We start from the raw sequence: 26,101 nt of genomic DNA on the forward strand, positions 1-26,101 counted from the left end.
TCATAACTTTTTAATAAAGCAGATTAATCATTTATGAAATGAGAGGAGCGCTAATTCTTATTTTTTTACTTTGCTCATGCTTAAGCTCATTCGCTCAGGTTTTGCCCAACTTTAAACAAATTAAACTCAATAAGCGAGTTCATTACAAAGATGCCGAGCCAGCGCTTTCTAATACGATAAAATATCTTTTTAGGACATCTATTGACGAAAAAAATAAGAATAGAGCAGACGCTGGACAGTTTTTATTAAAGTGGATGAACGGAACACCTGATTATACCTTTTATCTAGGCGAAAAGGAAACCAGTTATTTTAATACAAATACAGACTTAATGCTGATGTACATGGCTGCTTTAACTAAGTTTACATTAGCAAACAAAGAAACTAAAGATCAGAAAACTTTAATATTAGGCACCATGAATATCGTGCTACCATATTTGAACGATCAAGAAAACAAAAAAACTTGGAGCAATGATCTTTGGCAGCTGTCTGAAGCATATCAAAAAGGCAAATTAGAAAGTTTTTTATATCCACCAGGTCATTAATACCCAAACTTAGGCAAGGCCAATTTATATTTAACCACTACAATTCTTAAGGTGGTAATAAAAGCAATAACCAATATTTTGGCTAGATCGGCTTTTAAGTTAAAATAAAGCAAAGCGAAATACAATATGCCACCTAATATACAGGCAGTTGCGTAAATCTCTTTCCTGAAAATTAAAGGAATAGTATTTAAAAGTGTATCTCTAATAATTCCACCAAAACAACCTGTTATGGTACCTAATGCTACGCAAATCCCTGGCTCTAAACCAAAAACAATTCCTTTTTGCACTCCAACTAAAGTAAATAAACCTAAACCCAGCGAATCGAAAAGAAATAGCGTAACCTTAAATTTTTTAATCTGAGTTTTAAAAAACATGGTAAGCATAGAGGTAACTAAAATAAGCAAGCAGTAATTTACGTTACGCATCCAAGCAACGGGAGTATCACCCAATAGCAAATCTCTAACTGTACCACCGCCAATAGAGGTTACAAATGCTATAATCAATACACCAAAAGGATCTAAACGTTTCTGCATGGCTGCAAACGTGCCCGAAATAGCGAACGAAATTGTCCCTAAAATTTCAATTGCATATGTAGTTGTAATTTCCATTAGGCTTCCCCGTTCCGCTTTCTAAAAAACCATTCTAATGAGAGTAAACTCATTAAAAGCACAAAAATCCATTTTAAGCTAATCAATTCCTCGTACTTCCTATCTTCATAACTGATGGTTTTTGCTTGCCCACTTTTTTCAATTTCATTAGCAATGCTCAATAAATTAGCTGGCATTAGCATTTTACCATTACTTTGCTGCGCCATGGTATTGAGCAATTGATGATTTGCCGTAGTTTGTTGATATTCTGCAATTAAGGCATTTACGTAAAAAGCACCAGCGGCAACATATTGTTTATCTCCCAAATTTGTTTTAGCGCTGTAACTATAATTGCCCTGTTTTAAATTGCCAATTGATAAACGATATGCAGCACCATACTTAGAGAAAGTGTAATTAAAAAATTTTCCTTCGCCGTTTTTAAGCTGCAAATTTACCTCTGGAGTATTTACGGGTTCATAAGCATCATTATACAAAGTTGCGTTTAAAATAACTTCCTCATTTTCATCATAGGTACTTTTGCTGGTGTAAACTTTAAACTTTCTTTTGTCATCTTTAACAGAAAGATATTGAACAGTTTTACTAATTAGCTCGTTAACCAGAGGGATATTTTGTTCGTTTTTAGCTTCTTCTAATTTCCATTTCCAAATACCTTCGCCCAATAAAAAACCTACTTTTTTACCATTTTCATTTGTAAAAAATAGCATTGGATTTTGCGTATTTACTTTGCCAATGCGTTGATTAAAAACTGCTGTATAATTTCCATTAATCCTGATATTACCAAAAGGCATTAACAAAGGATCATATTCATTTAAAATCTTTAGGCTATTCACATCTAAATTAAATGCTGTAAAACTAGGTTCTAAATAAGGAAACACTTCTTGCAAATTGTTTCCACCGCTACTTAAATTTAATATTTTTTGTACTTGGTTTAAGTTAGCAACATTAGTTTGCGCTCCAATTACGTACCATCTTGATATATTAGAATTATTAAGCTTAGTTAACAATGAATTTGAAATATTACCTTGATTTGGTAGCTGATAAAGTATAGCTAAACTATACAACTTAGGATCTATTATGTTTAAATCATCAGCCAATGCTAAAGTAACTTCATAGTTTTTGTTTTGTTCTATAGCTTGTTTAAAGGTTGCCAAATCTGGATGTGGTGCCGCAGATGCCAGCAAAATCTTTTGTTTACCGTCAATTACTTCGATAAAAATGGTTTGAGAATTATTTTTGGTAGTAATTTCGTTTTTTAAAGGAGCTATATTGATGGTATATTTTTGAACTCCAATTTTATTTGCTTTAAGCTTAACTTGAACATCTTTAACAAAGCTACTGGCATCTATATTCAAACTTTGCTTCCTAACAGTTTTTCCATTTTCTGCTATAGTTATTTCTGCTGTTTCTCCTTTACTATCAAAAGCTTGAACTTGAATATCTAATGTAAATTCATTATCAAGATATGCAAGGTTGTTGTAATTGATATTTGCTATTAATACATCCCTTCTGGCAATAGTATCGCCCATGGCAATGGTGTAAATTGGCGCTTTAATTTTATTTAGTTCATACAGTGGGTTACCGCCGCGATTAAAAATGCCATCGCTTGCCATAATTACTGCACCCACATTTCTATTTAGCAGTTCATCATTTATTTTGTTTACAAATGCCGATGCATTACTCAATTTACCAGTGCCAGAAAAGTCCAATCCTGCTTTTACACTATCGCTAAAATTGTAAGTTATAACTTCGTATTTTTCTGCTAAAATATTAGCTAAAGAACTTAAATCTCGCTGATATTTTTTTTGATCAAAACCTTTAGGTTCAATTGCCTTAACAGAAATGGAGTTGTCATTAGCAATTACTATAATGGGTTTTTCTGGATTGTAACTTACCGTTTTTACAAGTGGTGCAAAAAGAAGATAAGTAATAAATGTAACTACAAAAATTCTTAGCGCAGCTAAGCCATATCTTAAATTTCTAGCTAAATTTTTATTGGTGGAATATAAAACCCAAGCGTAAGCGCAACCTAATAAAAGGCAAGCTAAAAAAGTGAAGAGAGAAGTTGCTGAAAAAAAATTGCTCATAGCTTAAACGTAAAGATGCTAATTTTCTAAAAAATACATCGTAATTTGTTTATTAAATACCTAATTAACGTTTTAATGAAGTATTTATATCTATTTAATCTCTTATTTATGACTGCCACTTCTGCAATTGCCCAAAGTAACTTTAAACAAAATCAGCTTAAATTTGAGCGTGTTAGTAATGCTTTTAATGAAAAGGGTGAAGGCTTACAAAAAGAATTGAATAAAGCGGGTTATACGAGTAGCTATGCCTTACTTTTAACTGCTTATAAAGCAGAGGGAAAGTTAGAAATTTGGCTTAAAGCTAATGGAAAAAATCAATTCAAATTGTTTAAAACCTATGACTTTTGTGCGCATTCTGGCAAGTTAGGACCAAAAATTGTGGAAGGCGATTTACAAACCCCAGAAGGTTTTTATAAAATCAATGTATTCAATCCGATGAGCAATTTCCATCTTTCTTTAGGGATAGATTATCCGAATGCCGTTGATAAACTAAGAACTGGAAAGAATAGAAAAACTGGCGGAGAGATCTACATTCATGGTGATTGTAAAACAGTTGGTTGTATCCCTATAACTGATGATAAAATTAAAGAAGTTTACATTTTAGCGGTTGAAGCTAGAAATAATAGACAAAAAGATATTCCTGTTTATATTTTTCCTTTTAGAATGACAGGTTCGAATATGGCTAAATATTCAAAACAATATCCTGAACATATAGCATTTTGGAAAACCTTACAATCCGGATATCAAATTTTCACCACATATAAAAATAAAATAGATTACGTAATTAGCAAAGGAACATACATATCCGTTCCAAAACCTTTAACTCATAACCATGATATAGAAGAATAAAAAGACTGCGAATTGCAACAACCGTTGTTAAATAAGCCCGATTGAAATGAAAACAAATTCTTCCCGATTTCGGGATAAAAGAATTTGTTGTAATGGAAAGCGGGGCTAATGAAGCCAAGAACTTTTGACTTTCACTTTCAAAACATAAAAAAATAGGTGCAATTATAAACTCGCACCTATTTATCTAATTCCTTATATCTAATTTATAGCATGCCACCGCAAACAGATAAAGTTTGCCCGGTTACGTATGCGCTCATATCTGAAGCTAAAAAAACACAAACATTAGCAATATCTTCTGTTTCGCCAGCTCGTTTTAATGGAATGTCTTTTTCCCATCCTGCAACAACTGCTGGGTCTAATACTTCCGTCATCTCTGTACGAATAAAACCTGGAGCAACTACGTTTGCACGAATGTTACGAGAGCCTAATTCTTTAGCTACAGATTTAGTAAAACCGATGATGCCTGCTTTAGAAGCTGCATAATTTGCCTGTCCGGCGTTACCCGTAACACCAACAATAGAGCTCATGTTAATGAAAACACCTTTACGAGCTTTCATCATTACTTTAGATGCCGCTTTGGTTACATTGAAGATTGATTTAAGGTTAACGTTAATCACGTCGTCCCAGTTTTCTTCGCTCATACGCATTAACAAACCATCTTTGGTGATACCTGCATTGTTAACTACGATATCAATTGTTCCAAATTCTGCAACAATATCAGTAATCAATTGTTCTGCTTCATTAAATTTAGAAGCATCAGAACGGTAACCTTTTACTTTTGTACCAAAGCTTTGTAATTCTTGTTCTAAAGCCTCACCTTTTTCTACAGATGATAGATAAGTGAAAGCCACATTAGCACCTTGTTCTGCAAATTTTTCGGCTATTTTTCGACCTATTCCTTTTGAAGCACCTGTTATTAGTGCTGTTTTTCCTTCTAATAATTTCATAATGAAATGTTGTAACGTTGATATATTTTAATGTTGTAAAGTTAATATTTAAAGCAAGAAATTATACCTTTTTTTGGCATAACTGAAATACATTTCCTTCAATATCCTGCCCATCACAAAAAAGAAAATCTATTTCTTGGAACGATTTAATCTCTTTCATTTTTACACCTTTTGCTATTAATGTATTTCTAAAATCGTTTAAATCTTGATGAACATTAAATATAAGTTTTGTATTACCTTCCGCCTTAAAAGGCTCATCATTTCTGTAAGCTAGGCCAATGCGATGAAATGCAATTTCAATTCGACCTGCTTTAAATACTACCCATTCATTGGCAATTTCTTCAATCAGTTGCAAATTTAAATGATATTGATAAAAATTTTTCAGAGCTTCAATATCATCTCCAAATATGATAATTCGATCTAGTGTGAGCATAATTTTTACACCGCTGGCTCTTGTTGGCTTAAACAATGAAAACTTCCTAATCCCCAAATAATGTCAACAGAATTAATACCTACAACTGGTCTATCTGGGAAACAACCTTGAATAATATCTAGCGCAATTTGGTCGTTCACATCATCAAAAATCGGTACAATAATCGCGGCATTGGCAATGTAAAAATTAGCGTAAGAAGCTGGCAAACGTGTATCCTCAAAAATTACTGGCGATGGCATTGGCAATTTCACAATCTTTAAAGGTCTTCCATCTAATAAGGTCATCTTTTTTAAGGCCTCGTAGTTTTCTTGCAGCAACAAATGATTTTCATCTAAAGGATTACTTTCTAGCACAGTTAAAACAGTATCTTCATTTACGAAGCGAGTAATATCGTCAATATGGCCATCGGTATCGTCGCCAACAATGCCATCTCCTACCCACAGTATTTGTTCGGCTCCGTAAAACTCCTTTAGATACGTTTCTATTTGCTCTTTATTTAAGTGCGGATTTCTGTTTTCGTTTAATAAACAAGCTGTACTTGTTAAAATTGTGCCTGCTCCGTTAAACTCTACCGATCCACCTTCCATTACAATATCTGGTGTAAACAATGGCAAGTTAAAATGTTTGGCAATTTTAGTAGGGATTACATCATCTAAATCAAACGGCGGATATTTACCTCCCCAAGCATTGTAACCCCAATCAACCACTGCCTTTTCATTTCCTTTAACCACAAAAGCTGGCCCGTGATCGCGGCACCAAGCATCGTTACTTTCATTAAAATAGAATTCAATTTGGCTCAAATCTGCATTTACTTTCTCCAATTCTGAGATTGCAAAAGCTTTCATTTCTTCGTTTTTTACATTGATACGAACTTTTTCGCCAGTAGCTACAATTTTAATAAACTCACAATATGGTTTATAAATCGTTTCAATTTTACCTGGCCAACTTGCTTCTTTATGTGGCCAACTTAACCATGTTGCTTCGTGTTTAGCCCATTCGGCAGGGAATGAGTAGCCTTTAGCCTTTGGCGTTTCCGAGGGTTGGAAAGTCGGAAAGTCCGAAAGTCTGGAAGTTTTTGATGCAGAAGTATGGCGCTCAGATTTATGATGTGTGTGTTCAGACATTAACTTAATGATTTTATTAGACCGTTTATCATCACTAGAACTTCTTCACAAGCTACATAAAGTTCAAAAAAACGATTTTCGTTTAAATATTTTCTTCTTTTGGCTAGGTGCAAGCAACCTACTACTTCAATATCAGACCTTTGCGCATATCGCAAAAACCTTTTGAATTCAGCATTACTTTGTCCAGTGCTGCCTTCAGCTATGTTTAAGGAAATAGAGTCAGCAGCTCTCTTTACTTGTGAGGTTAAAACATAGATTTCATCCTTAGGAAAAGTTTTAGTCATCTTATCAATTTCGTCAGCTAAGTCTAAAGCTTTTTGCCATACTTTTAGTTTTTCAAATTTAAATGCCATAGGTAGTTAATTTAGGTAAACTGAAATATACGACATCTATGCTATTTTGAAAAACCTCTCTCCGACTTTTCACACTTTCGGACTTCCCGACTTACAGACTTTACTGACTTTCGGACTTTACTGACTTTCCTAATCCCCATCAATATACCTTTTCGTAATTGGCTGATAAGAATCAATTCTTCTATCTCTTAAAAATGGCCAATGTTTACGGATATAATCACTCTGTTTAAGGTCGATATCTACCACTTCGGTTTCTTCATTTTCGTGCGATGCTAAGTACAATAACTTACCTTGAGCGTTGGTTGCAAAACTGCCGCCCCAAAACTTCATTCTGCCTTCTTGCTCAAAACCTACACGGTTTACACTAACTACTGGTAAGCCATTAGCAACCGAGTGCGAACGTTGTATGGTTTGCCAAGCATTATATTGATCTTTATTCGTTTCTTCATCTTGGGTGGTATCCCAACCTATTGCAGTAGGATAAAACATGATATCTGCACCCATTAAAGCGGTTATACGCGAAGCCTCTGGATACCATTGATCCCAACATATTAAGATACCAATAGTGGCAAACTTAGTTTTAAAAACTTTGTAGCCTAAATCTCCTGGAGTAAAATAGAATTTTTCGTAATAAGCCGGATCATCTGGGATATGCATTTTGCGATATTTACCTAAATAGCTCCCATCTGCATCTAAAACAGCGGTTGTATTGTGGTATAAACCTTCTGCACGTTTTTCGAACAAGGATGCAATAATTACCACACCTAATTCTTTCGCAACATCTTGCAAAGCATCAGTACTCGGACCAGGAATTTTCTCTGCCAAATCAAAGTTGTCGTAATCTTCTACATCGCAAAAATATAATGATGTAAAAAGCTCTTGCAAACAAACTATTTGTGCTCCTTTTGCTGCAGCAACTCGTACTTGCGCAATCGCCTTTTCTAAATTTTTTTGTTTATCCTTAGTACAAGTCATTTGCACCAAGCCAACTTTTACTTTGCTCATCCGTATAAAAATTTGAACTGCAAAATTAACAATTTTGATTAAGGATTAAGGAACAAAGATGAAAGACTGGATCTAAAATTTAAATTTACATTAGAAAAGCAAATGCAGTGACCAAGATTAATGTTAGTCTGGCTATTCGTTGCAATCTTTTTTGTTTTCGTTATTTCGAACCGCAGGGAGAAATCTGTTCTGTACCTACTGCGAACTTACAGATACCTCAATCGTTCCTCATTTCGGTATGACGAGTAGGGTTAAAAACAAAAAAGTATTTTCACTGCTATCCAGTTTAGCTAATGAAGGCTTTTGCAACTATGAGGGGTTGCAATTTGCCAAGACCTACGAACTTTGTGAATTAAACCTGCTAGAATAAAAGCCACGTTTATTATTGCTTTAGTTTCGGTCGGTGAGACACCGACCGATAGGGTGATCTGGGTTTATAATGCAAGGGTTATGCAACTATGAGGGGTTGCAATTTGCCAAGACCTACAAACTTTGATTGTTAAACCCGACAAAAGCGGAAATACTTTTAATGTGTCATCCTGAGCTTGTCGAAGGAACATAAAAAGATTGTAGCGAATGGCGGGACTGCAGAGCCAATGAAATACTGATATTCGTTTTCAAAAAATACACACCAAAAATTGGCGAAATTATGCCACACTACAGTTCTAGAAAATTCGTAATTGTATTATACCAAACTATCTCTATATTCTTGCTGCAATTCGAACAAGCATTTAGCACATAAACAGCCGTCGTAAAGTTCGGAGATATGCTGAACCTCATTAATTGTTAATTGAACAACACTGCATTGGCATTTGGTGTAAGAATTTGCCTTGCATTCAATAGCCGTTCCGCAACGTTCGCAGGGAATGATTTCGTGTTTGCTATGTAGAGAAGTGTTCATTGGTTCAATAGTTCATTAGTTCATTGTTTTGGCGCACTAAATCAGTGAACCATTTACAAGCGAATTATCTAACTAAAAGCAAAAGTATGAACAAAAAATAAGGTTCTGAACTTTATGTCCAGAACCTTACTTAAATATTAGATTTATGTCTTCCTGCAAAACAGATGCTGAAATAAATTCGGCATGACGATACTGCTTAAAGTTTACTTTAGAGGACTTAGGCGTTATCCCGAACAGCTAATGCAACCTTCCTCCATTGAGCAAACTGGTCCGTCTACAATTTCTTCTGCAACTTGATTTTGCGGTATAGTTGCCGGAATTACAGCTTCAATTGCTTTACCACCTTGGTTTTCTACGGTGAATTTAACAGCTTGAGAAGCAGCTTGAGTACGTAAGTAGTACATACCAGTTTTCAATCCTTTTTTCCATGCGTAGAAGTGCATTGAAGTTAGTTTTGAAGTATTTGGTGCATTGATGAACAAGTTAAGTGATTGAGATTGGCAAATGTATGCACCTCTATCAGCAGACATGTCGATGATGTTTTTCATCTTGATCTCCCAAACTGTTTTGTATAATTCTTTGATGTAATCTGGAATTTCTGCAATGTCTTGGATTGATCCGTTTGCCAAAATAATTCTGTCTTTCATTTGTGGTGTCCACAAACCTAGAGCTACTAAATCTTTTAATAAATGTTTGTTTACTACCACAAACTCTCCACTTAATACTCTACGGGTGTAGATATTTGAAGTATACGGCTCAAAACATTCGTTATTGCCTAAAATTTGTGAGGTAGAAGCAGTTGGCATTGGTGCAACTAACAATGAGTTGTATACACCGGTTTTCATCACGCGTTTGCGTAAAGCTTCCCAATCCCAACGGTTGCTATCTGGCTTCACATTCCAAAGATCGAATTGGAACTTACCTTTAGATAGTGGTGAACCTTTAAAGGTTTCGTAAGCACCATTTTTAGTAGCTAAATCTGCAGATGCTGTCATACCAGCAAAATAAATGGTCTCGAAAATTTCTTTGTTCAATTGTTTAGCAGCATCACTCTCAAATGGTAAACGCAATAAAATAAATGCATCGGCCAAACCTTGTACACCCAAACCAACTGGGCGGTGACGGAAGTTAGAGTTTTGTGCTTCGATTACAGGATAATAGTTGTAATCGATAATTTTATTTAGGTTTAAAGTAGCTTGGTAAGTTACTTCATATAGTTTTTGGTGATCGAATTCGCCATTGATTACAAAACGAGGTAAAGCCAATGAAGCTAAGTTACAAACTGCAACTTCGTCTTTAGAGGTGTACTCAATAATTTCTGTACATAAGTTAGACGACTTAATTGTACCTAAATTTTGTTGGTTAGATTTGCTGTTTGCTGCATCTTTATACAACAAATATGGTGTACCTGTTTCAATTTGCGAATCTAAAATGGCAAACCAAAGTTCTTGAGCTTTGATAGTTTTACGAGCTCTACCTTCTTTTTCGTAACGCGTATAAAGTTCGTTAAACTCTTCGCTATGGCAATCTGCTAAACCTGGTGCTTCATCTGGCGAGAATAAACTCCAATCGCCATTTTCTTCAACACGTTGCATAAATAAATCGCAAACCCAAAGTGCGTAGAATAAATCACGAGCACGCATTTCTTCTTTACCGTGGTTTTTACGTAAATCTAAGAAAGCGAAAATATCTGCATGCCAAGGTTCTAAATAAATAGCAAAAGCACCTTTACGTTTACCGCCACCTTGATCTACGTAACGAGCTGTATCATTAAATACTTTTAGCATTGGTACGATACCATTACTTGTGCCGTTTGTGCCACCAATGTAAGCTCCCGTAGCACGGATATTGTGGATACTTAAGCCAATACCACCAGCACTTTGTGAAATTTTAGCAGTTTGTTTTAAGGTATCATAAATACCTTCAATACTATCATCTTGCATGGTTAACAAGAAACATGATGACATTTGAGGTTTTGGTGTTGCTGCGTTAAATAAAGTTGGTGTAGCATGTGTAAACCAACGCTCACTCATTAAGTTATAAGTTTTAATAGCGCTTTCGATATCTTCTTTGTGAATACCAACCGCCACACGCATAAATAAATGTTGAGGACGCTCTACAATTGCACCATTAACTTTTAACAAATATGATTTTTCTAACGTTTTGAAACCGAAATAATCAAAACCAAAATCTCTATCATAGATGATTGTACTATCTAAGATTTCAGCATTTTCATTGATTACTTTCCAAACATCTTCTGCAATTAATGATGATGGTTTTTCTGTTTTTGGATCAATGTACGTATATAACATTTCCATCGTTTTAGAAAACGACTTTAATGTGTTTTTATGCAAGTTAGAAACCGCAATACGCGATGCCAACAACGCATAATCTGGATGTTTGGTAGTTAAAGAGGCAGCTGTTTCTGCAGCTAAGTTATCAAGCTCTGAAGTGGTAACACCATCAAACAAACCCTCAATTACCTTTTTGGCAACATCAATTGGATCTACTAATTCGGCGTTAAAACCATAACACAACTTCTCTATACGAGCGGTTATCTTATCAAACTTTACTGGCTCTTTGCGGCCATCTCTTTTAATTACAAACATTTTTTAATCAGATTTTAGATTTGAGATATGAGATTTGAGACAAATCCTATATGTTAAATCTTATAATTCAATAATTATTTTCTTTAGTTAAACAGCTCCCTAACCTTCTATTTAACCTTTGTCTTTTTTAATTTTGGATGAGGGAATTTAGGATGAATGAATATTTGCGTACCGCCTAATTCAATCAATCTATCCTGTTCTCATTCAATCAATTTCTAAAAATCTTCGTCTAGTGAAAAAGCTTGTGCTTTATCTTCTGTAGAGGTTAATACACCACTTTTTTGATAATCACCTACTCTTTTCTCGAAGAAGTTAGTTTTTCCTTGTAGCGAAATCATCTCCATAAAATCGAATGGATTGGTAGCGCCGTATATTTTTTTATAACCTAATTCGCTGATCCATCTATCGGCAACAAATTCAATGTATTGGCTCATTAATTTTGCATTCATCCCAATTAAGGCAACAGGCAAAGCATCGGTTACAAATTCTTTTTCAATTTCTACCGCATCGCGGATAATTCCATGTACTTGTTCTTCAGACAATTTGTTCTCTAACATGCTGTACAACAAACAAGCAAATTCGCAGTGCATGCCTTCATCTCTAGAGATTAGCTCGTTACTAAAAGTTAAGCCTGGCATTAAACCGCGTTTCTTTAACCAAAAAATAGAACAGAAACTACCACTAAAGAAAATCCCTTCTACTGCAGCAAATGCTACCAAACGTTCAGCAAAGTTTCCGTTGTCAATCCAACGTAGAGCCCATTCTGCTTTTCTTTTTACTGCCGGAACAGTATCAATAGCATGGAATAAACGATCTTTCTCTTCTGGATCTTTAATATATGTATCAATTAACAGCGCATAAGTTTCTGCATGTATGTTTTCCATCATAATTTGGAAACCATAAAAGCAACGAGCTTCTGGCAACTGTACCTCGCTCATAAAATTTACAGCTAAGTTTTCGTTTACAATACCATCGCTAGCAGAAAAGAAAGCCAAGATGTGAGAAATGAAATGACGCTCGCCACTATTTAAGTTATCCCAGTGCTTCTGGTCATCAGATAAATCAATTTCTTCTGCGGTCCAAAAACTTGCTTCGCTTTTTTTGTACATCTCCCAAATTGCAGGATACTTAATTGGCAAAAGCACAAATCTGTCTTTGTTTTCTCTTAATAGTAATTCGTTCTCCATTAGCTCAAAATTTATAACGTTTAGAAATTGCTTTAACTTTTACTTCAATTAGAAGTAAATCATTACTCTTAAAAGTTCTATCAAAATATAACCGCCAACAAAAACCTATTTAGTTGCAAGAATTTTAAAAACATTGAAATTTCGATGTTTTTCAATCAACTAAATATTAAGGACTTAAATAATATTTTGTGTGGTTTCCTTTAAAGAACTTTGTTTAACAAATATAGAATTTGAACGATTTTTTACCGTGCAAAGTTGTTAACATGTTGTTGAATTATACTGATTTTTCAATCAAAATTTTGTCAGAAAGGGGGAGAAAAAAAGCTAATTATTTCTTTTTAAGGGGTTACAGAATCAAAAGCAGTGTTAATAAGTTTAAAAAGTGAGTTGTAACACGCCATTTTTTGAATATAATGAACTGATGAAAATATTATTATTAGAAATCATATAATTTGTTAATTCTACACCTGAAACCAATTAAGTTCTCCACAGCTTTTTTAATCTAATTCAAAAATCTAACTCTAACACAGATTTAAAGCATTTTTTATCATTATATGAATTGTTCATAAAAAGTAACTACTTTTTTATGAAACAATAATTAAACTGCTTAGTTTTGCTAGACCAAAGACAACAATTTTTATTTTAAATAAAAAAGCCCGGCGTGGAACCGGGCAAAGAAAAGAAGGAAAATTTTGTTCTACTTTTGGAAGGCAGAATTATAACAACTTTATCGACTTCTCTTGGTAAGCTTTTTTTGCGAGAAAAAGCTTAACCTTTTCACTCTTACTGAGTTGAGTAACTAATACAAATATAGAATTTGAACGATTTTTTACCGTGCAAAGTTGTTAACATGTTGTTGGTTTATGGTGATTTTTCAATCAAAATTTTGTCAGAAAAGGGAGAAAAAAAGCTAATTATTTCTTTTTAAGGGGCTACAGAATCAAAAGAAGTGTTAATAAGTTTAAAAAATGAGCTCTAACAACTAATTTTTTAAATCATTTCGGTCGAGCGTAACTGATCTCAACTTTAGCGTAACCAAGCCTGTAAATGCCTAAAGCTTTGGCTGCAGACTGCGATAAGTCTAATGAAAATTTCTTGCTATGCGGACCTCTATCATTGACTTTTACAGTAACTTTTTTTCCAGAAACTAGGTTTCTAACAGTAATTAACGTACCGAAAGGGAGTGTAAGGTGAGCTGCTGTGAACCTTGCGGCTCTATATCTTTCACCACTTGATGTTTTTCTACCTTCGAACTTCTTGGCATAGTAAGTTGTGAAGATAGTTTTAACAACGGTATCAGGTTGCTTAGCTAGATTTTCTTGCGCATATGCACATGTAAAACCTAAGCAAAATAAAAGCAAGAGTGTAAACTTAATCCTCATATTATTTAGTAAGCGGATGGCAAATATACAAATTACTTTTTTATTGAGATTTTCATTAAATATGCTAGATGAATGTGTTTCATAAAAATTCAAAATTTATCATATTTAATTACAATGATTAATACAGCTGCATTACTTAAATTAAATGATGATGAGAAGCTATCCATCATAGATCTTTTACAATCTAGCTTGTTTGATAAAAACTATTTGATAACTGATGATCAGCTATCAATTGTTGAAGAAAGAATTGAAAAGCTAGAAAAAGGCGAATCAGAACTTTATAATTTAGACGAGTTTAAAAGTAAAATTAAACAACACATCAAATCTTGATCTATAATTTAGAAATTACCGAGTAAGCCTTGTATGATACGCTAGAGGCTATAGATTGATACAAAGATATCTCCGAAAAATTATCACTTAGATTTGAAGCCGATTTAAATTCTAGACTCAATTATCTTTCAGAATATCCTTTAAATTTTCAAATCAGATACCTTAACAAGGTTACGATTGTTCCTCTTGATACTTTTCCTTATGGTATTCACTTCTTTATAGAACACAAAACTATATTTGTTATAGCTATATTTCATTATAAGAAAAACCCAAAACGCTGGAAGGCCAGAGCAAAAAAAAATGCCCTAGCTTTCGCTAAGGCATTTCACAATCAAACAAATTGATTATTTATTTTTTGGTAGCTGGCACAAATGTCATCGAAATTGAATTCACACAGTGGCGGGTATTTTTAGCTGTTAAACCTTCGCCCACAAACACGTGACCTAAGTGGGCATCGCATTTTGCGCATACAATTTCAGTTCTACTTCCATCTGCATCTGGAATTCTTTTTACCGCACCTTTAATCTCATCGTCAAAAGCTGGCCAACCGCAATGTGCATCAAACTTGGTGTCCGATTCGTAAAGTGGTGCATTACAACGTTTACAGATGTAAGTTCCTTTTTCAAAAAACTTATCATATTTACCGGTACCCGCCCACTCAGTTCCTTTGCGAACAATTACATCTTCTTCTTCTTTGGTTAATTTATTGTATTCCATTTTCTTGGTCGTTTTTGAAGTGGTTTCTTTTTCTTGTTTCTTTTGCGCACATGCAACTAAACCTGTAGAAATCAACAGGCACAGTGCCAAAAATGTTTTATTGATCATCTTTTTCATATCTCGTGTGTTTTGTAAGTTATATACGTTTTGCCGTTCGCTTTAGATTTTACTTACAAGTAAAACAAATATAATCAATCATTGTCTGTTGATTTTCATTTGAGCGTCAAACCTTTTTAGATAAAAATTAACCGCAAAGAACGCTATGAGCGCCAAGCAACATAAGATAGAGAGAAGTCGTTATCAGCAAATCAAAAAACTAAAAGACACCACTTAGCGTACTTTGCATCTTCGCGGTTAAACCATAATAAAACAAAAAAGCGCTTCACATAAAATGTGAAACGCTCTTAAAATATATTTGGTTAAAAATTACTTTTTCAACAAGTTAGCCATTGCAGCACCAATCTCAGCTGGGCTTTCAACAACTGTAATACCACACTCAGCCATAATTTTCATTTTAGCAGCTGCAGTATCATCAGCACCGCCAACAATAGCACCAGCATGACCCATTCTACGTCCCGGAGGCGCAGTTTGACCAGCAATGAAACCAACAACTGGTTTAGTACCATTTTCTTTAATCCACAAAGCAGCTTCAGCTTCCATACCACCGCCAATTTCACCAATCATGATGATACCTTCAGTTTCTGGATCGTTCATTAATAATTCAACCGCTTCTTTAGTAGTTGTTCCAATAATTGGGTCGCCTCCAATACCAATTGCAGTAGTAATACCCATACCAGCTTTAACAACTTGGTCAACCGCTTCGTAAGTTAAAGTACCAGATTTAGAAACCACACCAACTGTACCTTTTTTAAAGATAAAACCTGGCATAATACCAATTTTAGCTTCATCAGCAGTAATTACACCTGGGCAATTCGGACCAATTAAACGGCAATCTCTTCCTTTTAGGTAAGATTTTACAGCAATCATGTCTTTAGTTGGAATACCTTCTGTAATACAAACAATTACTTTAATACCGCCTTCAGCAGCTTCCATAATTGCATCTGCAGCAAACGCAGGTGGAACGAAAATAATAGATACATTAGCGCCAGCTTTATCAACCGCATCTTTAACTGTATTAAATACAGGCTTATCTAAATGTGTCTGACCGCCTTTACCAGGTGTTACCCCGCCAACAACGTTTGTACCGTAAGCTATCATTTGCTCAGCATGGTAAGTACCTTCGTTACCAGTAAAACCCTGAACAATTACTTTTGAATCTTTATTTACTAAAACACTCATTATATCTATTTTTTTGTTGCAAACTTAAACTAATTGAAATAGAATGTCAAATGCAAAAGGCATATAATTGTATAATTTGTGTTAGTAAATGTAAAATGGAAGATGGGAGATGAAAATATAACTCTTATCTTTTTAATAATTTGAAAAAGAATGGCAGTATTTCTTCGAGAAATGTAGCCCCGCCATTGCTTCGGTATTTGCGCTTCGACAAGCTCAGCGTGACAAATACCTACACGCCTGTCGGGTTTAGATTACGAAGTTTTGTGCCTTTGGCTAAACGAGAAACAACGCAGTTCGCCCAACATAAACACATAATTGATGGAGCCATTGTGTTTAGACTGACGATTTCTCCAGCACATCAGCCCATCAAACTTAGTAAGTGCATAATAGTTGCAAAAGCCTTTGTTAATTAAACGGGATTGTTGCGATATCCTTTTTTGATTGTTATCCTGACGTGTGCCGATTTTAATCGGTAGCGTAATCGAAGGGCAATCAAAAAAGATTAAGCAAAAAAGCCCGACTAACTTAAATATGTGAACTGCGACTGCTTTTCTAATAACTCAATTATTAATAGAGATTATTCTCCGCCATGGCGGATCTGAATGACAAGCTTGCTCCCTCTCCTTAAGGAGAGGGTTGGGGTGAGGTTAAAAATGATCCTCTTCTGCTTTTTCTATTGCAACCGGATTAGTTGCCAGCAAGTACTTTTCTTCATCAAATTCATTTTCACTTTTGGCAATTACAATGGTGGCAATACCATTTCCAATCATGTTGGTAATTGCTCTTGCCTCACTCATAAATCGATCTACACCTAGTAAAATCGCAATATGCTCAACAGGCATAATTTTTAAAGCCGTTAACGTACTCGCCAAAACTATAAACCCACTCCCAGTAACACCAGCGGCACCTTTAGAGGTTACCATTAAAATTGCCATTACAGATAATTGCTGCGTTAAAGTTAAATCTACATTAAAAACTTGGGTTAAAAAGATCACCGCCATGGCTAAATAAATCGCAGTTCCATCTAAGTTAAATGAATAACCAGTGGGGATTACCAGACCTACTACTGATTTTTCGCAGCCAATATCCTCCATCTTTTTCATCATACTCGGCAAAACCGATTCTGATGAAGATGTACCCAAAACAATTAAAATCTCCTGACGAATGTATTTTAAATATTTCCACAAACTGAATTTGTAATACCTGCATATGGCGTTTAGCACTACAAAAATGAATAGAAAGCACGTTAAATAAACTGCTCCCATTAGCTTCATCATTGGCAGTAAAGTACCTAAACCATATTTACCAACGCTAAAAGCCATTCCGCCGAATGCGCCAATTGGGGCAACACGCATCACCACTTTCATGATGTTAAATAAAACTTTCGAGATTTTATCAAATGTGCTGATTACCGAATGACCAGCTTCTCCCATCTTATTTAAGCCGTAACCAAACAAAATAGCAAAGAACAAAATCTGCAGAATTTCGCCTTTGGTAAAAGCCTCAAATATATTTTTCGGAATAATATGAGCAATAAACTCCAACCAATTGATTTCTCCTGCTTGTGCTGTATAAGTAGCAATTTTGGTCACATCGCCAGTTGGCACATTTACACCAACACCAGGCTTTAAAACGTTGGCAACAACCATCCCTATAATAATGGCAAGGGTAGTTACAATTTCGAAATACAATAGAGCTTTGCCACCTACTCTTCCCACCTTTTTCATATCGCCCATGTGGGCAATACCTAAAACAATGGTAAAAAAAATAATTGGCGCAATTAACATGCTAATCATGTTAATAAAACTCTTGCTAATTAATTCGGCATAAGATGAGAAGCCAGGATAAAATACACCTACTAAAATACCTAAGGAAATGGCTACTAAAACTTGAAAAGTTAAATTGGAGAAAATATGCTTCATCGGGATTAATTACAACGTGAAATATAGAAAATTTTCTTTTGGGTTAATGATTTTTTTAAATTTTAGCCTAAAAAGTATCAACAATTGATAAAAAAGGACGTTAGCATTTATATCTTTACTTAGCAAATGGCAACAATGAAAAATTTTAAAATTACAACAATTCTGTTAGCAACTCTTATAATGGTAATTTATGCTTGTAAAAAAGAAGATGAAATTGCTGGAGCAGATTTTGTAAAAGAAAAGTTTATAGGCAAATGGCCGCTAAAAAACCAGGTTATTATCGAAATTGAGAACCTTAAAGACACTGTAAGAAACGATACCATACCGTATTTGCCTGTTGATACCTTAGTTTATACCGCAGAAGGGCAATATACTAGAGGAGGTATAACTGTTGGTTACACCATAGATGCTGCCGGAGAAAATATAACCTACAATACCACGCCTACAGCAACTTGGAATATTAAATTTATGCGAAATACCAGCATTGTTTTAACTCAACAGCGTACCGAACAAGTTGGCGGTAAAACAGTTACTACGTACACAGAAGATCAACTCGATAAAAAATAAACTAAGGTTTAATCGGAAAAATATCGCCTTCTGTAAAAATACCAAACTCTGATTGGTTAAATTTAATTAATCCTTTTTGGGTAGTCTGTAAGTTTTTAGGCTTGGCAAATTTTAAAACCTGACTATCGCCAGCCACTTTAGCTTTACTACCTTGTACAATAATTGCTGTGCTCTCATCAATACCCACGCAAATCATCTCGGGATGAGCTGCCAATGCCGAAATTAATCTACCATATCTGTTTCTCTTAATAAAATGTTGGTCGATGATGGTATTTTGCAAAAGTCCAAGTCCTTCAGAAAATTCAATGTTCTGATGCCAAAGCTTATTAAAACCATCTTTAGCTGCGGTATCTATTAAGTGTTTTCCGGTAATCATGTATTTACTCATTACCGCAGCACCGGCACTTGTACCTGCAACTGTACTACCATTTTTATAAGCGCTATGTATGGCTGTATAAATTGGTGTACCCAAAACAACTTTCATGAAACGATTTTGATCGCCTCCTAAAATATAAATCAGCTTTGCTCCTGTTAATGAGTCAATCCACTTTTTGTCATTTACATCGTGCTTTGCAAAATTGAAATTTTTAATTACTACTCCTTCTTTTAGCTTTTTCATCTGCTTAGAAAAGAATTCGAAACCTGCATCAGGCACTTCACTAGACATGGGCAGCACAATGATATAATCGTTAGGTTTTAAATTAGCCGTATTAAGCATTTGTTGCATCAAAGCATCAGAACGATCACCTCCACCAATAATAAACAAACTACCTTTTGCATTTTGAGCTTCAGCAACTATTGCTATAACTAAACAAACTACCGTTAAAAAAAATCTTCTCATAATTAACATTTTATTCTTCCATAATTATCCTGATCTTTCGGGAAGTCAGACTGACAAACATTTTTATTTTATTTTTCGAAAAGCAGCATCGAAGCTCTTTTGTTGGCTTCGGTCCTGCTGTTCATTTCAAATCCTCACCCGATAAAAATCGGGATCCGGGTTTTCCATTTCCATCAGGTTTAAAAACACAAGCTTGTGCAGCTATGAGGGGTTTAAGTTGCACAAGCCCTGAACTTTAGCCCTGATTGGAACGGTATCTTTTTGCGGTTCTATCATCACTTCACACCCAATTTTTAGCAGTAAAATACGCAAAAAATAAAGTGTAAAGCAGGTGTAGCATTCATAGTTACTACCTAAACTGCGCTTCTAGAAATGAAACTACTGAGCCTTTTTTACAAGCACTCCGTTATTTACCCACCACCAAAAAGCTTTACCACCTGTTGCTTCTGTGAAATTGAAATTAGCAACATTAAAATTTCCACTTCCATTTTCTGATGCAGTAATTTCATAAACATTCACTGCTTTTTCTGCAAGGTTCCAATTTACCTTGGTATTGGCTAGCAGGCTTTCTGGCTTTTTATTAATGTCGGTAGCCAAAAAATAGGCATTGCTATATGGCCTTGTTGCCGAGTAATCGCCAAAAACTTTTGCTTTTCCAGTTTCATCAATACAAACTGCTGTACGTTCGTCAACTGCAATAGCTTTTGCGGCCACGTTCCAATCTTTCAAAATTCTGCCTAAAAACACCATCGATCTTCCTTCTCGTTCTCTGGCTAAATAATGCTGATCGGTAATTACATTCTGCAAAAAAGGGGCTTTCAAAAAGTCGTTATTGTACAATTTAATAGTTTCATCAAAAGGATTTTCTAAAGCAACTGCAGAAGTTGTACTTCCATTCTCGCCACTATAATATATGCTGCCTAAAATTGCGCAGCCAGCACTAGTGCCACCAACTGGCGCTTTCTTTTCAGTTAACAAATAATTTAAGGCCTGCTCTACTTTAGTTCCTCTCCAAAAATTCATGTAATTAGATTGGTCGCCGCCAGCTATAAATATCATTTCTGCATTACGAATAATATAGGCTACAATATCATTATTAGCCAATTCTTTAGAATTGATGAGTAAGGTTTCTACAGAATTTACGGTTCCTAAACCATTTACAAAAGGGTTGTACGCATCAGTTCCTGTAGCTCTTAAAATTACTACATCGCCACCGCCACTTTTGTTAATCATCCATTTAAAAGCAGCCTCTACATCGGCACCACCACCCATTAAAACTAAACCGCTTGTTGTAGGTTTTACTACATTGCTACTATCGCCAATAATGCCAATTGAACCTGGCCTAGTAACAATAGGATTTACAACAACCGGTGATGTTGTTAGATCTGGAGTTGGCTTGTCGGTTGATTTTCCGCAGCTTGTAAATGATATTCCAGCTGCTAAAAGCAAAACTAAAAGTGACTTTTTCATAGTAGCATTTTAAAATTTTGGGGAAGAAAAAATCTCTTCCCCAAAAATAATTAATCAATAAAGCGGGTTTTGCTTGGTGTTTTTATTAACAGAAATCTCTAATGCAGGAATTGGGAATGCATATTGAGCTTGACTAGATGTTAAAGTAACTGCACCCGATGCATTCACCGCGTCTGCTGCTGGTCTTTGTACACTCAAGTTTCTTCTTTTTAAATCGAAAAAGCGATGGCCTTCGAAAGCCAGTTCTTTAAATCGCTCTGCATAAACAGCATCAATTAGCGCTTGTTTATCTGCAAAAGTTGAGTTTACATAATTGTTAATTCTTATTGCACGTAAGGTATTGATATCGCTTGCGGCATCACCTGTTGATTCTGCTCTAGCTTCTGCTCTAATTAAATACATTTCTCCTGTTCTAAACATTTTGATATCTGTTAATCCAGGTGCGCTAGCTGTTCCTCCAATATATTTGTTAACTAAATATTGAGATTTAATACCAGTACGAGTTGCATCAAACTTGATGTATGCAGGGAAACGCAAATCATTTGCCTGATCAAAAGTGCCAATCAATTTAAATGATGGCGCATAAAGCACAATACCTCCGGTTTGTCTGAAATAGAAATCGCCAACTCTAGAATCGGTTGTACCTACACGTTTCAATTTCCAAACAACCTCGTTATCATTTGCATCTGTCCAAATACCCGGAAACTGAGCTTTTGTAGCTAAAGGCAAAGCTGCTATCACTTCTGTTGAATAAGTAATTGCTTCTGCCCAGTTTTTCTCGTACAATGCAACACGAGCTTGAATGGCCGAAACCGCATTTTTAGTAATTCTGGTTTTATCTGTAAAAGTTGTTGGTAATAAACCTTTTGCTGTTAACAAATCATTTTTTGCTTTTGCAATTACAGTTTCAAAATTATCTCTAGCCGGATAGCTAATTACTGAGGTTTCCATATAAGGCACACCCATTGCGCCTGCCTGATATGATGATGCATAAGCTCTCAATAATTCGAAATGCAAATATGCTCTCAATGCCAATAATTCGCCTTTATATCTTGCAGCCAATGCAACATCAGCACCAGTAAAAGTTAAATTATTAATAGCTTCTAAAACTCTGTTTGTTCTATCAATAGCAATATAGTTGTTGTTATAAAATGAGGTAACTGAGCCGCTACCTGCATTATACAGCCACCTGAAAGCATCGCTGTTACCAACAGTGTTTTCTGTTGGAAAAGTGTTTTCATCTGAAACTGTAGAGCTTAAAGTTCCCATTGAATTGTCTACTAATGCATAAACACCAATTAAACCTAAATTGATATCGCTAGCATTACGAAAAGCTTTTGTTGGATCTATTGAATCTGTTGGGCTTAAATCTAGCTTACTACATGAGGATGCTGTGATTACCAACAAAGTAAATACAAGGATGTATTTTTTATATATCTTATTAATCATTGTTGTATGTATTAAAAGTTAACATTTAAACCTGCAGTGTATGTTCTGGTGTTCGGATATTGGAAACGACCGGAAACTGAATTGTTCTCAGGATCTAAACCTCTCCAGCTTGTCCAAGTAAACAAGTTTTGTCCTTGTACAAAAACCCTAACTCCTTTTACAAACTTGGTTTTTTCTAAAATTGATTTAGGTATTGCGTATCCTAAGTTTACGTTTCTTAATCTTAAGAATGATGCATCCTGAATGTCTTTAGAAGTAAAGTTTCTTGGAATATCAAATCTTTGCAAAATTGCATTATCACCTGGTTGTTTCCATCTGTCTTCTAACATTCTTACCGTTTGGTTACTGGTTGCATAGCGCTGATTTTCGTTATAAAAATCTTCATTATTCCATCTCATTACATTAGATACGAATGAGAATAACGCCGAAGCTGTAAAACCTTTGTAACTTAATGAGGTATTAAAGCCGCCAGTAAATGTTGGATATAAACTACCAGAATTCGTTGTGCTTTGTGTATTAACGTTGTAAGCAGTGGTAATTGTGCCATCCAAATTGTAATACTGAGCCTCACCAGTCTGCGGATTTACGCCAGCCCAGTCTGGTGCGAAATAAGTTCCGTACGGTAAACCAACTTTTAAAATACGTGTGTCGCCATCAGGATATGAATCGGTTACATCTGTTACTTTTAACACTTTGTTTTTATTGTAGCCGGCATTTACACCAATTGTCCATACAAAATCTCTAGCTTTAATTACATCACCGCTAACATCAAACTCAACTCCTCGGTTTCTCATTTTACCTGTACTTAATTGTAAAGTAGAATAACCCGAAGTAATTGAAGGTGGTTGATCGATAAACATGTTATTAGTGATTTTGTTATAATAATCGGCACTAACTCTTAGTCTATTACCTCTAAACATTCCTAAATCAAAGCCAACGTTAAATTCATCAACATATTCCCAATCAAAATTAGGATTGCCTGCTAAAACTGGCCTGATACCCGCTACACCGCCATAACTTGTACTAACCGAATAAGTTGGCAGGTATAAGAAATCGCCACTAAACTGACTTGCTGTTGTACCATAACTTGCTCTAATACGTAGATCTGAAATTAAAGCAACATTTTTTAGAAAATCTTCAGCTTTTGCATTCCAGTTTGCACCTACCGAGTAAAAGCCATGCCATCTATTTGCTGGTGCAACTTTACTTGATCCATCGTAACGATAACTTCCGGTTAAGGTATATTTCTCATCAAAAGTATAACGAGCAATACCCATTATTGATGCCAAAGCGCTTCTGGTTTTACCACCAGAAACCGAAGGTAAAAATGTTGCACTGCCATTTGTTGCACCTGCCGGAGTTTCTGGTAAACGACCATCAATACCATAAGCGCTAAAGCCAAAAGAATTGAAGTTATTATACACATATTCATAAAATGCAGAAACCTCAAAATCATGTTTTGTATTTAAGGTTTTTGCAAAAGTTAGACCCGAAGTTGAAATTAAATTAAAGTTTCTTCTACTTCCTTCGGTAAAACGACCTCTACCACCTAAAGTATTAGCAACACTTCGAGATCCATAATAAGAATCTGGATTGATGAAAACCTGATCTGTTGAGTTTCTGTAATCGATACCTGCTCTAGTTGTAATTTTTAATTCTGGTAAAATTTGATAAGCAAATGAAGTACTGATAATAGACTTTAACTGTTCCGTTTTATCAGATGAATTTAGCAAACGCTCTAAACCTTGTGTTCCTTCTCGCTGATCTAATATAAAGTAAGAAGACCTATTACCTGGATGAACCAAAGTGCCATCAGAAGCATATGGTTTTTCATAAGGCAAAGCATAATATACTGATGCCATTGCAGTTCCAGCACCTGTACCACCTTCGCCCTCGGTAAAGCTAGATTGAGAATAACCTATCGAAAGATTAACTGCACCACTAAATTTGCCATCGTTAAAATCAAGGTTACTTCTTAGCGCATAGCGATCTAAACCAGTACGTTTAGCTACACCTTCTTGTTGATAATAATTTAATGAATTATAGAAGCGCAATTTTTCACTTCCACCACTTACGGCAACTTGTTGCTCTTGGAATTGACCTGTTTGGAAGAAAATATCTCTCCAATCTGTATTGCTGTTTCTTAAACTATCAATAATAAAATCGGCACGAGCACGTGTTGCAGTTGTACCAGCTGCATAAGTAGGGTTTTTTGGAGAGTACGTCCATCCTGGGCCAATATTTCTACCAAATGAAGCTCCTATTTCCTCTTCAAATTGTAAACGCTGTGCAGCATTCATCATCTCGAAATTTGGTCTACTTAAATTAGAAAAACCATACTGTGAAGCATAATCAACAGCCAATTTACCTGCTTTCCCTTTTTTTGTAGTTAAAACCACCACACCATTTGAACCTCTAGACCCGTATAATGCTTTAGCAGATGCATCTTTTAAAACAGTCGCATTCTCAATATCTTCGGGGTTAATTGTTTGAAAAAAACCAGCTTCTATAGGCACTCCATCTAAAATATACAATGGTGATGAAGTTCCATTTACACTTCCTATACCTCTAATAACTACCGAAGCGCTTTGACCTGGCTGACCTGAGCTAGAAATAACGCTCATACCAGGTACACGACCTTGTAAAATCTGGTCTAAAGTTAAACCCGGCACAGTATTAATTTTATCTGCAGCAACTAATGTGCTTGCATTGGCCGATTGGTTTTTCTTATAATTGGTGTAACCAGTAATAATTACATCGCTTAAAGCATTTGAAGCAGAATTCAAGCGAATAGTTCCAATCTGCAATTTTGCAGCAACTTCTACATCAGTAAAACCGATGTAAGAAATTACAATCATAGCGTTTTCACTTACATTAGGCAAAACAAAATTACCATCAGTATCAGTAATAACGGCAGCAGTTTGTCCTTTTACTCTTACAGAAGCACCCGGAAGTGGAACCCCACCTTCATCAACAACTTTACCTCTCACATCAATTGCTAAAACAGCAACATCTTTTGTAGGCATTATTAAAATGGTGTTTTCCTTAATCTCGTAGCTAAAAGGTTGCGATTTTAAAACGGTTGCCAGCACCTCTTTAACATCCGCATTTTTTACGTTAATAGATACAGGCTTAGATTTTTGCTGAATTAAATCTAAATCGTACAAGAAAAAGTAGCCAGTTTGGCGTTTAATTTCTTTTAGAACTTGCTCAAGTGGCATATTCTTTTTGCTAATGCTCACTTTTTGCGAAAATGCAGCAGCACTCACTTGCAAGCAAAAAGCTGTTAAAAAAATCACAACAAGTTTCATAGCTTTTGTTAATTTTTTGGTAATTGGATTTGTAGTAAAACCTGCAGACTGGCAAGTCTGTGTTTCACTAGGCTTAATGTAAAATTTCATACATTTTTGTTTGTTTAGGTAATGATTGATTTGTGAGTTTTGCCAAAAGGCAGGGTTTGGTTAATAATTGTTCTTCATAAG

The 26,101-nt window shown here is 35.2% G+C and carries 22 protein-coding genes; 4 read left to right on the forward strand and 18 right to left on the reverse strand.

Going from position 1 to position 26,101, the window contains the following annotated elements:
- The first annotated feature begins 38 nt into the window (after window positions 1-38).
- Entirely contained in the window at window positions 39-542 is a 504-nt protein-coding gene (locus tag AC07XU_RS01200) for a hypothetical protein (protein WP_494941798.1), read from the forward strand.
- Here AC07XU_RS01200 and AC07XU_RS01205 read toward each other — a convergent pair.
- Together AC07XU_RS01205 and AC07XU_RS01210 are read right to left on the reverse strand one after the other, a co-directional pair.
- Window positions 539-1,150: a trimeric intracellular cation channel family protein gene (locus tag AC07XU_RS01205; protein WP_494941799.1), complete on the reverse strand. Its 612-nt coding sequence runs from the start codon at window positions 1,148-1,150 to the stop codon at window positions 539-541. The two genes, AC07XU_RS01200 and AC07XU_RS01205, sit on opposite strands and share 4 nt — an antisense overlap.
- Window positions 1,150-3,234 carry a hypothetical protein gene (locus AC07XU_RS01210; RefSeq protein WP_494941800.1) on the reverse strand — a complete coding sequence of 695 codons (2,085 nt, stop codon included), beginning with the start codon at window positions 3,232-3,234 and terminating at the stop codon, window positions 1,150-1,152. Before AC07XU_RS01210 ends, AC07XU_RS01205 begins: the two co-directional genes overlap by 1 nt.
- Window positions 3,235-3,309: 75 nt before the next feature.
- On the opposite strand from AC07XU_RS01210, the gene AC07XU_RS01215 reads away from it, so the two are divergent.
- Window positions 3,310-4,083, forward strand: coding sequence for a L,D-transpeptidase family protein (locus AC07XU_RS01215; protein WP_494941801.1), 774 nt, complete (start codon window positions 3,310-3,312; stop codon window positions 4,081-4,083).
- Window positions 4,084-4,286: 203 nt separating this feature from the next.
- Here the strand turns inward: AC07XU_RS01215 and fabG are convergent, their stop codons facing one another.
- The 9 genes from fabG to AC07XU_RS01260 all read right to left on the reverse strand — a co-directional run bounded on the left by fabG (window position 4,287) and on the right by AC07XU_RS01260 (window position 14,024).
- Window positions 4,287-5,030, reverse strand: a complete 744-nt coding sequence (gene fabG / locus AC07XU_RS01220) for a 3-oxoacyl-[acyl-carrier-protein] reductase (protein WP_494941802.1) — start codon at window positions 5,028-5,030, stop codon at window positions 4,287-4,289.
- A gap of 61 nt (window positions 5,031-5,091) precedes the next feature.
- A complete protein-coding gene (locus AC07XU_RS01225; RefSeq protein ID WP_494941803.1) occupies window positions 5,092-5,463 on the reverse strand; it encodes a VOC family protein in 372 nt (123 codons plus the stop codon).
- Between the two features lie 5 nt (window positions 5,464-5,468).
- Window positions 5,469-6,587: an agmatine deiminase family protein gene (locus AC07XU_RS01230; protein ID WP_494941804.1), complete on the reverse strand. Its 1,119-nt coding sequence runs from the start codon at window positions 6,585-6,587 to the stop codon at window positions 5,469-5,471.
- Window positions 6,587-6,940, reverse strand: coding sequence for a four helix bundle protein (locus tag AC07XU_RS01235; RefSeq protein WP_494941805.1), 354 nt, complete (start codon window positions 6,938-6,940; stop codon window positions 6,587-6,589). The genes AC07XU_RS01230 and AC07XU_RS01235 overlap by 1 nt, the downstream gene beginning before the upstream one ends.
- Window positions 6,941-7,069: 129 nt before the next feature.
- Entirely contained in the window at window positions 7,070-7,945 is an 876-nt protein-coding gene (locus tag AC07XU_RS01240; protein ID WP_494941806.1) for a carbon-nitrogen hydrolase, read from the reverse strand.
- 685 nt (window positions 7,946-8,630) lie between these two features.
- A complete protein-coding gene (locus AC07XU_RS01245) occupies window positions 8,631-8,846 on the reverse strand; it encodes a cysteine-rich CWC family protein (protein ID WP_494941807.1) in 216 nt (71 codons plus the stop codon).
- 224 nt (window positions 8,847-9,070) lie between these two features.
- On the reverse strand, window positions 9,071-11,455 hold the full coding sequence (locus tag AC07XU_RS01250; protein ID WP_494941808.1) for a ribonucleoside-diphosphate reductase subunit alpha: 2,385 nt from the start codon (window positions 11,453-11,455) through the stop codon (window positions 9,071-9,073).
- A gap of 215 nt (window positions 11,456-11,670) precedes the next feature.
- Window positions 11,671-12,642 carry a ribonucleoside-diphosphate reductase small subunit gene (locus tag AC07XU_RS01255; RefSeq protein ID WP_494941809.1) on the reverse strand — a complete coding sequence of 324 codons (972 nt, stop codon included), beginning with the start codon at window positions 12,640-12,642 and terminating at the stop codon, window positions 11,671-11,673.
- 995 nt (window positions 12,643-13,637) lie between these two features.
- The gene (locus AC07XU_RS01260; protein ID WP_494941810.1) at window positions 13,638-14,024 is read right to left on the reverse strand and encodes a septal ring lytic transglycosylase RlpA family protein; all 387 of its coding nucleotides are present in this window, start codon (window positions 14,022-14,024) and stop codon (window positions 13,638-13,640) included.
- A 114-nt stretch (window positions 14,025-14,138) separates the two neighbouring features.
- Between AC07XU_RS01260 and AC07XU_RS01265 the strand changes: the two genes are divergently transcribed.
- A complete protein-coding gene (locus AC07XU_RS01265; protein WP_494941811.1) occupies window positions 14,139-14,354 on the forward strand; it encodes a hypothetical protein in 216 nt (71 codons plus the stop codon).
- Window positions 14,355-14,702: 348 nt separating this feature from the next.
- Here AC07XU_RS01265 and AC07XU_RS01270 read toward each other — a convergent pair whose 3' ends face one another.
- The 3 genes from AC07XU_RS01270 to AC07XU_RS01280 form a co-directional block, all read right to left on the reverse strand.
- The gene (locus tag AC07XU_RS01270) at window positions 14,703-15,188 is read right to left on the reverse strand and encodes a methionine-R-sulfoxide reductase (protein ID WP_494941812.1); all 486 of its coding nucleotides are present in this window, start codon (window positions 15,186-15,188) and stop codon (window positions 14,703-14,705) included.
- A 309-nt stretch (window positions 15,189-15,497) separates the two neighbouring features.
- Window positions 15,498-16,370, reverse strand: a complete 873-nt coding sequence (gene sucD / locus AC07XU_RS01275; protein WP_494941813.1) for a succinate--CoA ligase subunit alpha — start codon at window positions 16,368-16,370, stop codon at window positions 15,498-15,500.
- A gap of 647 nt (window positions 16,371-17,017) precedes the next feature.
- Window positions 17,018-18,292, reverse strand: a complete 1,275-nt coding sequence (locus AC07XU_RS01280) for a dicarboxylate/amino acid:cation symporter (RefSeq protein ID WP_494941814.1) — start codon at window positions 18,290-18,292, stop codon at window positions 17,018-17,020.
- 135 nt (window positions 18,293-18,427) lie between these two features.
- On the opposite strand from AC07XU_RS01280, the gene AC07XU_RS01285 reads away from it, so the two are divergent.
- Window positions 18,428-18,859, forward strand: coding sequence for a hypothetical protein (locus AC07XU_RS01285; protein ID WP_494941815.1), 432 nt, complete (start codon window positions 18,428-18,430; stop codon window positions 18,857-18,859).
- A gap of 1 nt (window position 18,860) precedes the next feature.
- Here the strand turns inward: AC07XU_RS01285 and AC07XU_RS01290 are convergent, their stop codons facing one another.
- The 4 genes from AC07XU_RS01290 to AC07XU_RS01305 all read right to left on the reverse strand — a co-directional run bounded on the left by AC07XU_RS01290 (window position 18,861) and on the right by AC07XU_RS01305 (window position 26,020).
- A complete protein-coding gene (locus tag AC07XU_RS01290) occupies window positions 18,861-19,700 on the reverse strand; it encodes a cyanophycinase (protein WP_494941816.1) in 840 nt (279 codons plus the stop codon).
- Between the two features lie 378 nt (window positions 19,701-20,078).
- Window positions 20,079-21,170, reverse strand: coding sequence for a cyanophycinase (locus tag AC07XU_RS01295; protein WP_494941817.1), 1,092 nt, complete (start codon window positions 21,168-21,170; stop codon window positions 20,079-20,081).
- A 54-nt stretch (window positions 21,171-21,224) separates the two neighbouring features.
- Entirely contained in the window at window positions 21,225-22,619 is a 1,395-nt protein-coding gene (locus AC07XU_RS01300) for a RagB/SusD family nutrient uptake outer membrane protein (RefSeq protein ID WP_494941818.1), read from the reverse strand.
- Between the two features lie 11 nt (window positions 22,620-22,630).
- Window positions 22,631-26,020 carry a TonB-dependent receptor gene (locus AC07XU_RS01305; protein WP_494941819.1) on the reverse strand — a complete coding sequence of 1,130 codons (3,390 nt, stop codon included), beginning with the start codon at window positions 26,018-26,020 and terminating at the stop codon, window positions 22,631-22,633.
- Window positions 26,021-26,101: the final 81 nt, after the last annotated feature.

The sequence above is a fragment of the Pedobacter sp. GW456-11-11-14-TSB4 genome (assembly GCF_059424425.1).

What these genes read in the sequence shown, in the direction of transcription:
- AC07XU_RS01200 (WP_494941798.1), top strand. Translation starts at nt 39, where the DNA reads ATGAGAGGAGCGCTAATTCTTATTTTTTTACTTTGCTCATGCTTAAGC.
- AC07XU_RS01205 (WP_494941799.1), bottom strand. Translation starts at nt 1,150, where the DNA reads ATGGAAATTACAACTACATATGCAATTGAAATTTTAGGGACAATTTCG.
- AC07XU_RS01210 (WP_494941800.1), bottom strand. Translation starts at nt 3,234, where the DNA reads ATGAGCAATTTTTTTTCAGCAACTTCTCTCTTCACTTTTTTAGCTTGC.
- AC07XU_RS01215 (WP_494941801.1), top strand. Translation starts at nt 3,310, where the DNA reads ATGAAGTATTTATATCTATTTAATCTCTTATTTATGACTGCCACTTCT.
- fabG (WP_494941802.1), bottom strand. Translation starts at nt 5,030, where the DNA reads ATGAAATTATTAGAAGGAAAAACAGCACTAATAACAGGTGCTTCAAAA.
- AC07XU_RS01225 (WP_494941803.1), bottom strand. Translation starts at nt 5,463, where the DNA reads ATGCTCACACTAGATCGAATTATCATATTTGGAGATGATATTGAAGCT.
- AC07XU_RS01230 (WP_494941804.1), bottom strand. Translation starts at nt 6,587, where the DNA reads ATGTCTGAACACACACATCATAAATCTGAGCGCCATACTTCTGCATCA.
- AC07XU_RS01235 (WP_494941805.1), bottom strand. Translation starts at nt 6,940, where the DNA reads ATGGCATTTAAATTTGAAAAACTAAAAGTATGGCAAAAAGCTTTAGAC.
- AC07XU_RS01240 (WP_494941806.1), bottom strand. Translation starts at nt 7,945, where the DNA reads ATGAGCAAAGTAAAAGTTGGCTTGGTGCAAATGACTTGTACTAAGGAT.
- AC07XU_RS01245 (WP_494941807.1), bottom strand. Translation starts at nt 8,846, where the DNA reads ATGAACACTTCTCTACATAGCAAACACGAAATCATTCCCTGCGAACGT.
- AC07XU_RS01250 (WP_494941808.1), bottom strand. Translation starts at nt 11,455, where the DNA reads ATGTTTGTAATTAAAAGAGATGGCCGCAAAGAGCCAGTAAAGTTTGAT.
- AC07XU_RS01255 (WP_494941809.1), bottom strand. Translation starts at nt 12,642, where the DNA reads ATGGAGAACGAATTACTATTAAGAGAAAACAAAGACAGATTTGTGCTT.
- AC07XU_RS01260 (WP_494941810.1), bottom strand. Translation starts at nt 14,024, where the DNA reads ATGAGGATTAAGTTTACACTCTTGCTTTTATTTTGCTTAGGTTTTACA.
- AC07XU_RS01265 (WP_494941811.1), top strand. Translation starts at nt 14,139, where the DNA reads ATGATTAATACAGCTGCATTACTTAAATTAAATGATGATGAGAAGCTA.
- AC07XU_RS01270 (WP_494941812.1), bottom strand. Translation starts at nt 15,188, where the DNA reads ATGAAAAAGATGATCAATAAAACATTTTTGGCACTGTGCCTGTTGATT.
- sucD (WP_494941813.1), bottom strand. Translation starts at nt 16,370, where the DNA reads ATGAGTGTTTTAGTAAATAAAGATTCAAAAGTAATTGTTCAGGGTTTT.
- AC07XU_RS01280 (WP_494941814.1), bottom strand. Translation starts at nt 18,292, where the DNA reads ATGAAGCATATTTTCTCCAATTTAACTTTTCAAGTTTTAGTAGCCATT.
- AC07XU_RS01285 (WP_494941815.1), top strand. Translation starts at nt 18,428, where the DNA reads ATGAAAAATTTTAAAATTACAACAATTCTGTTAGCAACTCTTATAATG.
- AC07XU_RS01290 (WP_494941816.1), bottom strand. Translation starts at nt 19,700, where the DNA reads ATGAGAAGATTTTTTTTAACGGTAGTTTGTTTAGTTATAGCAATAGTT.
- AC07XU_RS01295 (WP_494941817.1), bottom strand. Translation starts at nt 21,170, where the DNA reads ATGAAAAAGTCACTTTTAGTTTTGCTTTTAGCAGCTGGAATATCATTT.
- AC07XU_RS01300 (WP_494941818.1), bottom strand. Translation starts at nt 22,619, where the DNA reads ATGATTAATAAGATATATAAAAAATACATCCTTGTATTTACTTTGTTG.
- AC07XU_RS01305 (WP_494941819.1), bottom strand. Translation starts at nt 26,020, where the DNA reads ATGAAATTTTACATTAAGCCTAGTGAAACACAGACTTGCCAGTCTGCA.